The organism is Streptomyces sp. NPDC046712 (genome assembly GCF_040645695.1).
Lineage (GTDB): Bacteria > Actinomycetota > Actinomycetes > Streptomycetales > Streptomycetaceae > Streptomyces.
In genome coordinates this window covers 272,077-286,299 of sequence record NZ_JBEYYW010000004.1, presented here as the reverse complement: position 1 = coordinate 286,299, position 14,223 = coordinate 272,077, and the positions used below count along the sequence as shown (strand labels likewise).

12 protein-coding genes are annotated in these 14,223 nt (G+C 71.3%); 7 read left to right on the top strand and 5 right to left on the bottom strand.

Going from position 1 to position 14,223, the window contains the following annotated elements:
• Positions 1-79 precede the first annotated feature (79 nt).
• Positions 80-571 (top strand): MarR family transcriptional regulator, encoded by a 492-nt coding sequence (locus tag ABZ939_RS07860; protein WP_361850468.1) that lies wholly within the window; start codon positions 80-82, stop codon positions 569-571.
• Between the two features lie 104 nt (positions 572-675).
• Here the strand turns inward: ABZ939_RS07860 and ABZ939_RS07855 are convergent, their stop codons facing one another.
• Positions 676-1,458: a hypothetical protein gene (locus ABZ939_RS07855; protein ID WP_361850466.1), complete on the bottom strand. Its 783-nt coding sequence runs from the start codon at positions 1,456-1,458 to the stop codon at positions 676-678.
• 373 nt (positions 1,459-1,831) lie between these two features.
• On the opposite strand from ABZ939_RS07855, the gene ABZ939_RS07850 reads away from it, so the two are divergent.
• From ABZ939_RS07850 to ABZ939_RS07825, 6 genes are all read left to right on the top strand, one after another.
• A complete protein-coding gene (locus tag ABZ939_RS07850; RefSeq protein WP_361850464.1) occupies positions 1,832-4,849 on the top strand; it encodes a nitrate- and nitrite sensing domain-containing protein in 3,018 nt (1,005 codons plus the stop codon).
• On the top strand, positions 4,846-5,340 hold the full coding sequence (locus ABZ939_RS07845) for a roadblock/LC7 domain-containing protein (protein ID WP_361850462.1): 495 nt from the start codon (positions 4,846-4,848) through the stop codon (positions 5,338-5,340). The genes ABZ939_RS07850 and ABZ939_RS07845 overlap by 4 nt, the downstream gene beginning before the upstream one ends.
• A complete protein-coding gene (locus tag ABZ939_RS07840; RefSeq protein WP_361850460.1) occupies positions 5,337-5,750 on the top strand; it encodes a DUF742 domain-containing protein in 414 nt (137 codons plus the stop codon). The genes ABZ939_RS07845 and ABZ939_RS07840 overlap by 4 nt, the downstream gene beginning before the upstream one ends.
• Positions 5,731-6,444: an ATP/GTP-binding protein gene (locus ABZ939_RS07835; RefSeq protein ID WP_361850458.1), complete on the top strand. Its 714-nt coding sequence runs from the start codon at positions 5,731-5,733 to the stop codon at positions 6,442-6,444. The genes ABZ939_RS07840 and ABZ939_RS07835 overlap by 20 nt, the downstream gene beginning before the upstream one ends.
• Before the next feature lie 27 nt (positions 6,445-6,471).
• The gene (locus ABZ939_RS07830; RefSeq protein ID WP_361850456.1) at positions 6,472-7,707 is read left to right on the top strand and encodes a styrene monooxygenase/indole monooxygenase family protein; all 1,236 of its coding nucleotides are present in this window, start codon (positions 6,472-6,474) and stop codon (positions 7,705-7,707) included.
• A 281-nt stretch (positions 7,708-7,988) separates the two neighbouring features.
• Positions 7,989-10,595: a hypothetical protein gene (locus tag ABZ939_RS07825; protein ID WP_361850454.1), complete on the top strand. Its 2,607-nt coding sequence runs from the start codon at positions 7,989-7,991 to the stop codon at positions 10,593-10,595.
• 72 nt (positions 10,596-10,667) lie between these two features.
• Here ABZ939_RS07825 and ABZ939_RS07820 read toward each other — a convergent pair whose 3' ends face one another.
• From ABZ939_RS07820 to ABZ939_RS07805, 4 genes are all read right to left on the bottom strand, one after another.
• Positions 10,668-12,095, bottom strand: a complete 1,428-nt coding sequence (locus ABZ939_RS07820; RefSeq protein WP_361850452.1) for an NlpC/P60 family protein — start codon at positions 12,093-12,095, stop codon at positions 10,668-10,670.
• A gap of 77 nt (positions 12,096-12,172) precedes the next feature.
• Positions 12,173-12,442 carry a hypothetical protein gene (locus tag ABZ939_RS07815; RefSeq protein WP_361850450.1) on the bottom strand — a complete coding sequence of 90 codons (270 nt, stop codon included), beginning with the start codon at positions 12,440-12,442 and terminating at the stop codon, positions 12,173-12,175.
• Between the two features lie 10 nt (positions 12,443-12,452).
• Positions 12,453-13,175, bottom strand: coding sequence for a TetR/AcrR family transcriptional regulator (locus ABZ939_RS07810; protein ID WP_361850448.1), 723 nt, complete (start codon positions 13,173-13,175; stop codon positions 12,453-12,455).
• 100 nt (positions 13,176-13,275) lie between these two features.
• On the bottom strand, positions 13,276-14,211 hold the full coding sequence (locus tag ABZ939_RS07805; RefSeq protein WP_361850446.1) for a diiron oxygenase: 936 nt from the start codon (positions 14,209-14,211) through the stop codon (positions 13,276-13,278).
• Positions 14,212-14,223 lie beyond the last annotated feature (12 nt).

Genomic DNA, 14,223 nt, shown 5'->3' with positions numbered 1-14,223 from the left:
GAAATACTGGGGGAGCTGCGGCGATGGCCGCGGCCGGAAGAAACTTTCAGCGACCGGAAAGCGCGCGAGGGGTGCTGACGTGCACGGAAGCGGTACGGGGAGTGAAGGCGAGCCCATCACGTCGTCGTCGCGGAGTGGTGTGGACCAGGAATTCCTCGCCCTGGAACGCGAACTGGCGGTCTTTCTGCGCCGCGCCCGCGCCCAGTCCGGCGAGATGGCCCGCGAGGTCCATCCCGAACTCGAGTCCTCCGCCTACGGGCTCTTCGTACGGCTCGAGGACGCGGGGCCGCAGCGCGCCACCGAACTCGCCGGGTACTTCGGCGTCGGCAAGGCGACCATGAGCCGCCAGCTGCGCGCCCTGGAGGACCTCGGGCTTGTCGCCCGCGACCCGGACCCGGCCGACGGGCGCGCCTCGCTGGTCCGGCTGACGGAGGAGGGCCGGAACCGCTTCCGCCGGGTACGGGATGCCCGGCGCGGGCGGTACGTCCGCAAGCTCGCGGACTGGGACCGGGGCGAGGTCGCCGAACTGGCCCGCCTGCTGCACCAGCTGAACACCCGCGCGGAGGGCTAGGGCGTGTCCGGCGGGGGTGTCTCGTCGGGCGATGAGCCCGGCCGAGGCGACCCACAGGCGACCCGCAGGGTGAACCGCGCCGCCGACGGAGGTGGACCGAGCCGCTAAAGGAGGGCGTACACCGCCGTGGCGTCGTCGTGGAGCTTCCAGCGGCGGGGTCCGCCGGTCTCCTCGTTCGCGGCCTCCAGCGCCCGGACCCGGGCGAGCAGCCCGTGCGGCCCCTCCTTCCCGATCAGCGCGAAGCAGTCCGCCCAGCCGCCCTCCTCGAACAGCTCCACCCACCGCGTCGCCCCGTCCGTGAGCGCCGCCAGGGCCCGTACCGCCGACCGGGGCGTCGTCCCCGTCACCGCGCGCCGCGCCACCCCCGGGTCCGCCGCGGCTGTGAAGAAGCCGCCCTCCTGGTTCCGCAGACGGTCCGTCGCCTCCAGGGAGCGGCGGATCTCGTCCGAGATCCGGTCGAGACGGTCGTCGAGCACCGCCCGTACCGACCCGTCCGGCGCCTCGAGAAGCAGGGCGGAGTCCGAGAGGACCAGGTGCTCCACCGAGGTGGCGTCCCAGCGGGCCATCACGACGGTCGCCTGGGGAGTGCGTACGTGAGAAAGGTCACACGAGTCCCGGTGGGCATCCGCGGTGCGCCGGATTGCCAGGGCCAGGATCCCGGACAGCGTCATGTCCTGTCGCGAAGCGGATAGTTCGGTCAAAGCGCCACCGAGATGCGCGGTGAACCAGGGCACGCCGTGCACACAGCCGTCGTCACCGGCCGGCGGCGTCACCCCGTCGAGCACCACGATCGACCCGCCCCCGGCGGACGTGGAGAGGATCGCCGCCGCCCAGTCCTCGTTGGGGCGTTCGGGGCTGCCGGGGAGGGTGGCCACTTCGGTGCGCATGATCCCCAGTCTGCCCCCGGGTCGCGAAGCCTGCATCACTCCTTCACAGCGCCTCCAAATGGCCGAATTTGGCCTGTACCAAGCGTCCGAGGGGCGCGCGTGAGGCGGAAGCGGAACCTCCGGGGAGCTGCGGGCGGGCATCTTGCCAAAGCCCGCCCGGAAGATCCAACCGACGCACCGCGCGGGCCCGTGAGGCCCCTCGCGCGAAGTTGTTCGCCAACTCATGAGTGTTGTTCACTCGTTCGGGTGGCGGAGCGGCCGATGCGCGTCCCCTTCCCAAAAGCGCTGGAATGGTCGGAAGCCGTACCAGGGGTGGGGGCGCTCTTACATGTGACCGGTCGTCACCTCTGCTTCATGGGTGGACGAGTCGAGAATGCGAGCACCGGTGCAGAAGAAGCGGCCTCGGAGCAACAACGGCACGCCGAGCCAGACCCCCGGTGACCCGCTGACCGCGGGCGGGGCCACGGGGCCCGAGGCCGGCGGCGCCTCCGGCGTTCCCGCGGGCCGTCCCAAGCGCGTCCGCAACCGCCTGGTCGCCGGTGTCGCCCTCGTCGGCGTCACCGTCCTCGCCGCCGGCGCCCCCGCCGTCCTCACCGCCTCCGGCGAACTGACCGACTCCCAGCGTCTGGTCACCCTCGCCGAGCTCGACCGGCAGGCCGTCACCCTCGCCCACTCGCTCGCCGACGAGCGCGACGAGGTCGTCGCGTACATCGCCGCGGGCCGGGACGAGCAGCAGGGCGACACCGCGAAGAAGCGGCAGATCACCAGCGCGCGCTCCACCCGGGTCGACCGGCAGATCGACGAGATCCGGCCCGCCGCCCCCGCCGAACTGCGCCGCGACCTCGCGGACCTCTCCGCCGTCCGCCGGACCGCGCTGACCGGCAAGGGCACCGCCCTGGAGGCCCACAAGGCGTACTCGGACGTCATCGCCAAGCTCCAGGACCTCGCCGACGAACTGGCCGAACAGACCCCGGCCCGCGCCGCCGAGGCCACCCGGGCCCCCGCCGCGCTCGGCCGCGCCGTCGAGCAGGCCTCGGCCGCCCGCGGGCTGCTCCTGGCCGCCCTCGCCGTACCCCAGCCCGAGTCCACCGGTACGCACTACGACCCGATCACGGGCACCTACGTCCCCGACGAGCCGGAGGGCGCGGACGAGGCCGACCGTGCCCGGGACGCCCTGACGGCCGCCGCCCAGCAGGCCCGGGTCCGCGAACTGGCCTCCCTCGCCGACTTCGACCAGGCCGCCACCGCCGCCGGACGCGACTCCCTCGCCGGCACCGTGACGGGTCCGGACGTCAAGAGCGCCGAGCGGTACCTGACAGCGCTGACCGACCAGCCGACGCTCACCAAGAGCGAGCGGCGCACCGACACGGAGAAGCTGGAGGCCGCGCTCTCCGCCCGTATCGAGCAGATGCGGGGCGTCGAGTCGGCGCTCTCCACCGAGCAGGTCGAACGCCTCGCCCAGCTCCGCGACGACGACGTCACCGCCCTCGAACTGCGCATCGCCTACCTCGGCGGCTGTCTGCTGCTCGCGATCGGCCTCTCCACCTTCGTCGCCCGCACCCTCACCCGCCCGCTCGCCGTCCTGCGCATCGGTGCCGCGCGCCTCGCCGCCGCCCCGGACACCGAGGAGCCGGTCCGCTTCACCGGCCGCAACGACGAGTTCGCCCAGGTCGTACGGTCCCTCAACACCCTCCAGGGCAAGCTGGCCGCCCTCGCCCGGCGCACCGAGCAGCTCGACAGCGAGCGTGCGGACCTCGCCGGCGCCCGCGACTCCCTCGCCGCCGAGCTGGCCGCCCAGCGCGCCGAGCTCCAGGGCCGGACGGCCCTCCTCACCGCCGAACTCGAACGGCTCCGGCACACCGTCCACCACACCTTCGTGAACCTGTCGCTGCGCAGCCTCGGCCTGGTCGAGCGTCAGCTCGGGGTCATCGAGAAGCTGGAGGAGCGCGAGCAGGACCCGGACCGGCTCGCCACCCTCTTCAAGCTCGACCACATGGCGACCGTCATGCGCCGCCACAGCGAGAACCTCCTGGTCCTCGCCGGCCACGAGCACGTCCACGGCCACCCCGGAGCGGTCCCGCTCGTCGACGTGCTGCGCGCCGCCGTCAGCGAGATCGAGCGGTACGAGCGGGTCACCATCCAGTCCCTGCCGCCGCACGCCCAGATCGCCGGCTTCGCCGCGGACGACCTCAGCCACCTGGTCGCCGAACTCCTCGAGAACGCCACCTCCTTCTCGCCGCCCGACGCGCAGGTCCAGCTCTCCGGCTGGCTCCTGGAGAGCGGCGAGGTGATGCTCTCCGTCCAGGACGAGGGCATCGGCATGACCGAGTCCCGGCTCGCCGAGCTCAACGCGCGGCTGGCCGAGGCCGACCCGGCGGACGTCGAGGGGGAGGGGCTCGGCATCCGGGTCACCGCCCTGCTCGCCGCCCGCCACGGCGTACGGGTTCAGCTGCGCGAGCAGAAGCAGGGCGGCGTCGCGGCCGTGATCGTGCTGCCGCTGCCGCTGCTTCCGACGGCCCCGCCGACCGCGGTCCCGCCGGTCGTGCCGGTATCCGGCTCGGCGCCCACGCTGAACCTTCCCGGCTCGGTCGCCGAGGCGAACTCCAACACCCTGCCGTCCCGCACCAGGGACCCCCTCGTGGAGGCCGCGGAGCAGGCGTTCGCCGAGGCGCACGGCACCGGCGAGCCGGGCCCCGAGGCGGAAGCGAGCGGCGAGGCGGGTGCCTCCGAGACGCCTGGGGCCGCCGCCGAGGCGGCTGAGGCCGCCGTGGCGCCTGGGGCATCCGAGACTTCTGAGTCATCCGCGACGCCTGCGGCATCCGTGGCGCCTGGGGCCTCCGCGGCGCCCGAACACTCCGCGGCACCCGACGCCGAGTTCACGCCCGCTCCCACGGCAGCCCAACCCGAGGCCGAGCCCGAGGCCGGGACCCAGCCCGAGGCCGGGACCGAACCCGAGGCGCCCGAGCTCCGGGGCGAGCCCGCCCCGCAGCCGTCGGTGGCCGAGACGACCCTCCAGGTCCGCCTCCCCGACCCGCCGCCGGAGCCGGACGCCCACGAGCGCGCACCGGAGGAGACCGAGCTCGGGGCCGGCGAACCGGTCGCCCCGCGCCTCACCGACAAGGGCCTGCCCAAGCGCACGCCGCAGGTCGTCCGTCAGGCCGACACCCCCGCCGCCCCGCGCGCGGGCGGGGTGGACGCCGAGGCGCTGCGCCGCAGGCTCGGCGGCTTCCACCGGGGAGCCAAGGAGGGGCGCCGGGACGTGGAGGCGGAGATCGAAGCGTCACAGACGCAGACCGCGCAGACCGGGCAGACCGCTCAGCCCACGCACGACACGCAGACCGCACGTACCGAGGAGAAGACGGGGGACACAGTCGAGGAGGCACGCAGTTGACTGCGACCGGAACATTCGGACTGAGCAGGGAAGCCCGCAACCTGCAGTGGCTGCTGGGCAACCTCGTCGAGGAGGTGCCAGGGCTCCGCTCGGTCGCCGTCGTCTCGTCCGACGGCCTGCTGCTGCTCTCGTCCGACCCGGCAGCGCAGAGCGCCGCCACCGCCGCCGCGGGCCGTTCCGACGGCCCACGGGGTCCACGCGGATCCAGCGCCGACCTGGCCACGATCGTCTCGGGCATCGGCAGCCTCACCATCGGCGCGGCACGGCTGATGGACGGCGGCGGGGTCAAGCAGACCATGGTGGCCATGGAGGAGGGCAGCGTCTTCGTCATGTCGATCAGTGACGGCTCGCTGCTCGGGGTGCACGCCGACCCCGACTGCGACATGAGCGTCGTGGCGTACCACATGGCGCTCTTCGTGGGCCGCGCCGGACATGTACTCACCCCCGAACTCCGCAGTGAGCTGCGCAAATCGATGGAGAGCACCCAGTGACGTCCGCATCCCACGCCCACCGGCTGCCGGTCCGAGGGGAAGGCAGGCGCCCCGCGCGCGTGCGCCCCTACTCGCTGACGGGCGGCCGTACCCGCTTCGGCCACGTCCTGCTCGTCGAGACCTTCGTCGCGGCGCTCGAGGCGCCGGCCGCGCGCAAGGTGCTGACGGACGGCGGGCCGGCCGCCCGCGGGCTGATGCCGGAGATGCGGGCCATCGTCGAGATATGCCGCCGGATGCGCACCGTCGCGGAGATCTCGGCGCTCCTGAAGATGCCGTTGGGTGTCGTCCGGGTGCTGCTCAGCGACTTGGCCGACCAGGGAAAGATCCGTGTGTACGGGACCGGTCACGGCACCGGCCAGCCCGACCGCGCGCTGCTCGAAAGGGTGCTGAGTGGACTCCGCCGTCTCTGAAGCCGCTGCCCCGGCCCTCGCCGGAATCCCCGCCCAGCCCGAAGCCCCCGGAACCGCGCCCGGTTCCGGCCCCGCACCTGGTCCCGCCCCCGGCCCCGTCGCGGACACCGAGGACGGCGCCCAGGACTGGCAGCTCGACCACACCCGGGCCCCGATCGCGACCAAGGTCGTCGTCGCGGGCGGCTTCGGGGTCGGCAAGACGACCTTCGTCCGGGCGGTCTCGGAGATCACTCCGCTCCAGACCGAGGCCCTGATGACGCAGGCGAGCGAGGAGACCGACGATCTCTCCGCCACGCCCGACAAGCTCACCACGACCGTGGCGATGGACTTCGGCCGGATCACCCTGGACGACGACCTCGTGCTGTACGTCTTCGGTACGCCGGGACAGCAGCGCTTCTGGTTCATGTGGGACGACCTCGTGCGCGGCGCGATCGGCGCGATCGTGCTCGCCGACACCCGGCGGCTGACCGACTGCTTCCCCGCGCTTGACTACTTCGAGAGCTGCGGGCTGCCGTACATCGTCGCGGTCAACCACTTCGAGGGCACCGAGCTGTTCGAGGCCGAGGACGTCCGGGAGGCCCTCACGGTGCCCCCGCACGTACCAGTCGTGATCATGGACGCGCGCAAGCGGTACAGCGTGATCGAGTCCCTGCTCGCGATGGTCGCGCACGCGCTCGAAGCCTCCCCTGAATAGCCTGATCGACGCGTTAGGAACCCCGTCATGCGGAAGATACTCATCGTCGGGGCCGGCCAGTCCGGTCTCCAGCTCGCCCTCGGACTGCAGTCGCAGGGGTACGAAGTCACCCTCATGTCCAACCGCACGGCGGACGAGATCCGGTCCGGCCGGGTCATGTCCACCCAGTGCATGTTCGACACCGCGCTCCAGCACGAGCGCGATCTCGGCATCAACTTCTGGGAGTCCCAGGCCCCGCGGATCGAGGGCCTCGGCGTCTCCGTCGCCGCCCCCGACAGCTCGCGCGCCATCGACTGGATCGGCAAGCTGGACGGCTACGCGCAGTCCGTCGACCAGCGCGTGAAGATGGCCGGCTGGATGGAGACCTTCGCCCAGCGCGGCGGACAGCTCGTCATCCACGGTGCCGCGGTCTCCGACCTGGACTACTTCTCCCGTACGTACGACCTGGTCCTCGTCTCCGCCGGCAAGGGCGAGCTGGTCTCCATGTTCGGCCGGGACGCCGCCCGCTCCCCGTACAGCGAGCCGCAGCGCGCGCTGGCCGTCGCGTACGTGCACGGCCTCGGCCCGCGCCCCGAGCACCCGGACTTCGACGCCGTGCGCTGCAACCTGGTCCCCGGCGTCGGCGAGCTGTTCGTCATGCCGACCCTGACCACCTCCGGCCGCGCCGACATCCTCTTCTGGGAGGGCATCCCCGGCGGCCCGCTCGACGTCTTCCAGGGCGTCAAGGACCCCTCCGAGCACCTCTCCCTCACCCTGGAGCTGATGGAGAAGTTCACGCCCTGGGAGTACGCGCGGGCCACCAAGGTCGAGCTGACGGACGCGAACGGCACGCTGGCCGGACGCTACGCCCCGACCGTCCGCAACCCGATCGGCCGGCTCCCCGGCGGCGGCCTGGTCCTCGGCGTCGCGGACGTCGTGGTCGCCAACGACCCGATCACCGGCCAGGGTTCGAACTCGGCGTCCAAGTGCGCGGCGGCCTACCTGGCCTCGATCGTCGAGAACGGCGACAAGCCCTTCGACGAGGCGTGGATGCAGGCCACGTTCGACCGGTACTGGGACACCGCGCAGCACGTCACGAAGTGGACGAACGCGATGCTCGGCGTCCCGCCGGAGCACGTCCTGAACCTGATCGGCGCGGCCGGCCAGCTCCAGCCGGTCGCCGACCGCTTCGCGAACGGCTTCAACGACCCGGCCGACTTCGAGAACTTCTTCTTCGACCCGGAGAAGACGTCCGCGTACCTGGCCTCGGTCACTCAGGGCTGACGGCCCGCCGAGCACGGCCCGGCACGGCCACGGGGCGACCCTCCAGCGCGGGAGGGTCGCCCCGTCGGCGTCGGCGGGCTCACCCGAGGAAAGCCGGCGTGGAGCGGCTGCTCGGGGCGGTCGGGCAGGCAGTCTGATCGACTTGCTCCGGGGGGAAAGCGTAGAAGACTGGTGATTGACGACTAGGACCACCAGAGGTCGACATGTCCTCTCGTTCCGAGCGACACTCGCCCATCGATGCGTCGTCGTTGCCCGTACCTCACGTGATGCGCTCAGGGGCAGTGGCGATTCTTTCCAGCGTTCTCTTCGTCGTCGCGGTCTGCGGTGTGGGCTGGGTGTCGCCGGCCTGGCAGGCCTCGGAGAACTGGCCTGTCTGGTTCCAAGCCGTCTCCGAGTGGTTCATGCGGTTCTTCGAAGGCGCCGAGCGGATCGTGACAGGTGGAAAGGGTGGAGTCGGCCTGAGCCTCCGTCTGTTGTGCCTGTTCCTCCTGATCCTTTCCTTCGTGGCGTTGCGCCGTTGGATGCTCCAGCGAAACGCGTACAAGCCCGGGCCGGTGGACGTGCAGCAACTTGTCTCCTCGACCACGGAGGGCGAGAAATGTCTCGCGGGTCTCACCGCCCAGTTGCGTAAGCAGCTGTCAGAAACGAACCTCTATCCCCCGGCTGCGCTTCCCGCCGAATCGCCGGCAGAAAACTTCCTTGATCTGCTCGGCGACATAGACCTTGAGCCGAAGAAGCTGGGGACGAGCATTCTGCGCCTGTTCAGCCGCCTCAGGCCGAAGGTCGCCTACACGGTGCGCGGAGTGCTGCGTGTGCGGGACCAGGAGCCAGTGTTCGGCGTCACCGTCACTGTCACTTCCTACGCCATGAGGGGCAGTCGCACGGAGACACTTTGGCGAAAGACATGGGAAGACGCGGTGCAGGCTGCCGGGTACTGGGTGATGGCAGCACTGGTGCCGGTCACACAGGCGAGCCGGAAGGCACCCTGGCAGGAATGGCGCGGTCGGAATATGCAGCCCGAGCTGTTCGCCGCCTACCAAGAGGCAAGGGAACTCTGCCGGGAACGGCAATTCGACGACGCCCTCGACCGCTATTACACGGCGCTACGGCTCGATCCCACGAACGTGCACCTGCGCACACAGATCGCGGGAACGCAGGAGAAGCTGTGGTTGCATCTCGATGCGCTTGAGACCTATCACGGAGCAATCCTCTTGGACGGGCTGAGCAGGGAGCAGCGGAGCGCCCGCCTGAGCAGGGGACCCTGGAATCCGCGCCGCTCGTTCTCCAGGCGTTACCGATGGTGGCGCAACGGCCTTCTCGAAGCGAGATACCGCTATGCCGTCGTCCTGGGCATGCGTACTGCTGCCGAGTGGTGCAGGCCGACCGTGGATCCTGCTGATTACAGTGAGTGCGCGCGACGAGCACGTACCCAGAGGGAGATCCGTAAGTCGCTGACCCCCGCACTCGTCGAGAGATATTGGCGAACGGTCGTCTACATCACGCCACCTGGGGAGGAGGAGCCAATCTTCGGCGAGAAGAGAGCCAGAGCTTGGCTCGAGCGGGAGCTCGGGGAAGGTCGCCTCGACCAGAAGATCGTCAGCTTCATATTTCAGCTTGCTTGCGTGGAGGAGATGTATCAGCTCGCCTGCGACTACCCCGTCCTCCGATTCCTGAGGAATCCCAGCAGGCGCCGGAGCAGAGGACTCACCTGGACCTCGCTGCGACTCAATCGGGACGTGTGGGCGCCTCTGCGTCTGGCATGGGCTGTGAAGCAAGCAGGCGGGGTACCGCGGCTGCGGAACGATCTCTCGTGGCCCATGGAGGAGAAGGAACTCACGAAGCGAGTGGAGCGGGCGAGAGGTTGGTGGATCTGGCGGCGGATGGTGGAAGAGTTCAGGAACTGCAAGCTGTGGCCTCCCCGGCCTTGGCAGGACAGTTACAACGCGGCATGCGTGTACGCGGTGGCGATGACCGGCCATGAGTGCGGGCAGGAACGCGACGACCTCGCCGCGCGAGCCGTGGAGGAGCTCGAAGCCGCCGCGAGAGCGGATCTGACCAGTTTCAACCCGATCATGCGCTCCTGGCTGCTCACGGAAGATCCGGATTTCGAAGGGCTGCGCCCGGACGCCAGATTCATCCGCTTCGAACGTGAGACCTATCCGCACGACGCCCCCGACCGTGTCCGGCCCCAGCGTCCCCTCTGGGCTGAAATGATGGCCTACGACCAGCAGTTGCTGGGAGGCGCCGCACAGGTCATGGAGCACACGTGGCGCCTGCGCGGGAAGCTCCTGCCCGCCGAGACGCACCTGATCTCACAGTGGTTCATCACGGAGAGAGCGGTCTGGCAGGGCGTCCATCGGGTGGCCGCCAATCAAGGCCGGGACTGGCGTGACCGGGCCAAGCTTCTGCAGACCGTCCGGGCGATCGCCGACTCGGCGCTGCTGGCGAAGTGCGGCCTTCCGTCCAAGCTGCCCGAGCTGGACGATCTCCTGGACGAGGCGACATGGTTCGGGGTGGGGGCGGCGAAGGAGACCCTCAACGAACGCGGGCTGTCCATCGAAGAGCGGCTGAGAGTCGTGAGCCGGGCGATCGACGGGTCGTCCGACGGCCCGTCCGGCGTGGTGTCACCCATCCGTCGAAGCGATCAGTGGATCGAAGCGGTCAAGCACAGCGGAACACTGCCCAACGTCGTGATGCAGGCCGCTGTCCAACAGGCGTGTGCGGACTACGAGACGACCTGGCGGGCGCTGCGTGACCAGCTCGATCCCGAAGACGACGAACTGGCCTTCGCCAAAGCCCTGCACCAGCTCCATGAACCGGATGGGGCGTGGCGGCTCCTTGCCACGCTGAGGACAAGGGTGCCGGCCGGCTTCCATCGCGCCAGTTGACCACCCGATTCCCTCCCGGCGCAGGCTCGGCCGACCGGACCGTCCGCCGCGGGCCGTGCTCGCCGGGGTCGGTCAGGGCTGATCGAAGCCCTCGTCCGTGCCGTCCGTCGCTCCCGCCGGGAGTTCGGGCGGCGCGTAGGTGTCCAGGGCCTTGGCGGACGGGTCGGGGCGGACGGCTCCCAGGATCGGGTTGGCGGCGATCGGGGACACCTTCACCTTGGCGCCCGGGCGCGGGGCCTGGACGACCAGGCCGTGGCCGCTGTAGATCGCCACATGGGTGGCCTCGGGGAAGTAGAGCACCAGATCGCCCGGGCGCAGCTCGCGCAGGGACACCTTCGGGAGCGTCCGCCACTGCTCCTGGCTGGTTCGGGGGATCTCCCGGCCGGCGCTCGCCCAGGCCTGCGAGGTCAGCCCCGAGCAGTCGTACGAGTCCGGCCCCTCGGCGCCCCACACGTACGGCTTGCCGATCTGCCGCACCGCGTACCGCAGTGCCTCCCCGCCCTCCCGGGAGGGGGTCCGGTCGGTGGCCAGGGCACCGGAGTCGAGGAGGTCGCGCTGGGCGCCCGCGGTCTGGGTCCGCTCCAGTTCGGTCAGCCGGGCGAGCTGGTCGGTGGAGAGGGAGGCGAGCAGCTTCTGGACGTCCTTCAGCCGCTTCTGGACGTTGTTCCGCTGTTCCTTCTGCCGTGCTGCCAGCGTCAGCTGCCGGTCCAGGGCGTGACGCGACCGGGTCGCGAGCGCGTCCGCCTTCTTCTCCGCGTCGGCGAGGCGGGCGATGGTACCGGCCCGGTCGCGGACCGCACGAGCCATCAGATGGCTCTGGTCCAAGGCGTGCTGGGGGTCGTCGGAGAGCAGCAGCCGCAGGTACGAGGAGAACGACGAGGCCGTGGCGCGGCCCTGGTACTGCTCCCGCGCGAGCCGTCCGGCCGCGTTGCGGCCCTGGGCGAGCGCCTCGCGGGCGGCGGTGAGGGCGGCGGTGACCTTCTTGGTGTCGGCGGTCTGGAGGCGCAGGGCCTCGTCGGTGGCGTTGAAGTTCTCGGTGGCCTGCTCGGCCTGGCGGTAGAGGGTCTGGAGCCGGGTGAGGAGGCCGGCGAGGGAGTCGCCGCCGGTGGGCGGGAGTTCGGCGGCGTCGTCCAGCGGGGTGCCGTCGGCGGGATCGGTGCCGGGGTCGGCGGCGCTGCCGTCGGCGGTGTCGGTCGTGGGGTCGGCGGCGTCGCCCGGGTCGCCGGAGTCCTCGGCGTCGCCAGGGGGCTCCGCGAGCGGGTCGAGGGGGGTGCCGCTGGCATCGGCCGGCGGTTCGTCCGGGGGCTCGCCGCGGGTTTCCCGGGCCGTGTCGCCCGAGCCGTCCGCCGGTGGGTCGGCCCGCCCCGCCGCGGAGACATCGGCCGGCGCCTCCACCGGCGGGTCCACCGGATCGTCGGCGGTCGCCGCCGGAACCCCCGCCAGTGCCGTCGCCGCGGCGAGCATCCCCGTGCAGACCGTGCGCAGCAGCCTTCCTGACACGTCATCACCTCCACGGAGATGATGCGCGGGCCAGGTCGTGCGATGAGCTCACGAAGGGGCGATTCGGGCTAACCGGCTCACCCGTTCGGCTTGGACCACGGCCACTTCAGCTCGTGGCGTTCCCGTCCCTCGGGGGCGTACTCGTACACCCAGCCGCGCGGGAGCCCGAGCCGCTTGCTGTGCCCGGCCGGTTCGCGGCGGTACGCGTAGACCGTCGGCGGTCCGCCTTCGGCGTCCGGCACCGGTACCTCGTACCACTTCGGCGGATGTCCGGTCGGTCCGACGAGGACGGGCAGGACCTGGCCGTCCAGGGGTCCGCCGCGAAAGGGGGTGTTCTCGCTTCTCACGCCCCCAGTCTCATATGAGGTGTGCCGCCTCGCTCACCACGGGGGTCACCCGTCGCGCCAGCGTGCCGACCGGCCCCTCCGCGGTCTCCTGTGCGAGGAGCCGCTTGACGACCGAGGACGTCTCCTCGTCGGTCGCTGCCGTGGCCGCGAGCAGCGCGATCAGATGGTCGACGAGCCAGTCCCGCAGCCCGGCGGCGGACGGCTGCTTGTCCTCGTCGAGCCAGATCAGCGAAGCCGCCTCCACCGCCGCGATCCAGGTGCGGACCATCATCCGCAGCCGCGGGCCGGGCTCGTCCATGCCCAGGTGGACGAGGATCTGCTCGGCCGCGGCCCGTCGCACCTCGTCGACGATGGCGGTGGTCCGGGAGGTCTCGGCGACACTGCCGCCCCGGAGCAGGGCGCTGAAGCCCGCGTCGTGCTGGTCGACGAAGGCAAGGTAGCGGTCGAGCACCCGGGCGAGGCGCTCGGTCGGCGGACCGACGGGCGGCTCGGCGAAGCACCGCTCCAGCGCGTCGGCGGAGGAGCGCAGCGCCGCCTCGTACAGCTGCTGCTTCCCGCCGGGGAAGTAGCGGTAGACGAGCGGCCGTGAGACGCCGGCCGCCTCGGCGACGTCGTCGAGGGAGACCTCGTCCGGCGGCCGGTGGGCGAAGAGCGTCAGGGCGGCGGCGAGCAGCTGCAGCCGCCGCTCCTCGACGCTGAGCCGGCGGTACGCGGGCGAGGCGGCACTGGTCATGCCTCGCAGGGTAACTCCGCCAGGTGACACGCAGGGGAGCCGTGTCGATGCGGGGCTCCGCCGCGGGGCCGCATCCGCCGCCCCGCACGGGCGGCCGCGTTCACGCCAGCAGGCCCGAGGACTTCCACAGCCGGCGCCCCGGGCCACGCAGCACACCGATGTCGTCGAGGAAGTCGGTCAGCCGCTTCGCGCCCGACTGCATGACCTCGCGGCGGTGGCCGCTCGCGCGGACCTGGGCGACGGCCTGGCGGCGGTCCAGGCCGACGTTCTCGTACACCTTGGGGTTGATGAAGCAGGTGGAGAAGACCCGGGCGGCCTCGCCGCAGCTGAGCCGGGTGAACTCCTGCTCCCAGCGGGGCGCGGTCACCATCTGGCGCCGCAGCTCCTCGCGGGCGTACCGCACATGCCGGGCCTCCTCGACGACGTGGATGCGGGTCACCCCGCGCACCAGGGTCTGGACGCGCTCGTCCGGGAAGGTCAGGCGCTGCATCCAGTCGAGGATCTCCTCGCCGAGGAGGGTCGCGGCGAAGGAGCCGGGGGTGGTGGAGACGGTCTTCAGGACGCGGGCCAGGTTGTGGTAGATCCGCGGCACGGGGTAGGCGGGCGCGCCGCCCTTCTGGATCATGCGGGCGAACATCATCGAGTGCCGGCACTCGTCGGCGATCTCGGTGAGCGCGTACCGTACATGGTTGCTGGTCAGGGACTTGTCGTAGATGTGCCGGACGAGCAGCTGCATCAGGATGATCTCGAACCAGATGCCGAGCGAGGCGAGCGAGGCGGCCTCGTGCCGGGCGAGGTCCATCCGCTGTTCCTCGGACATCTTCCGCCACAGCGGAGTGTCGTAGAGGGATACCAGCTCCGGGGGCCAGAACCACTTGCCGTCCTCGACGGGGGCTTCCCAGTCGAGTTCGCTCTCGGGGTCGAAGGAGTGCTTGAGGGAGGACTCGAGCAGCCGCGCGGCGACCTGTTCCCGGTCGCGGAGGGGGCCCAGGGCATCCCTGAGGAGGGTGATGTCGTGCTCGGTCCGAGTGGTCATGACGGTGAGACA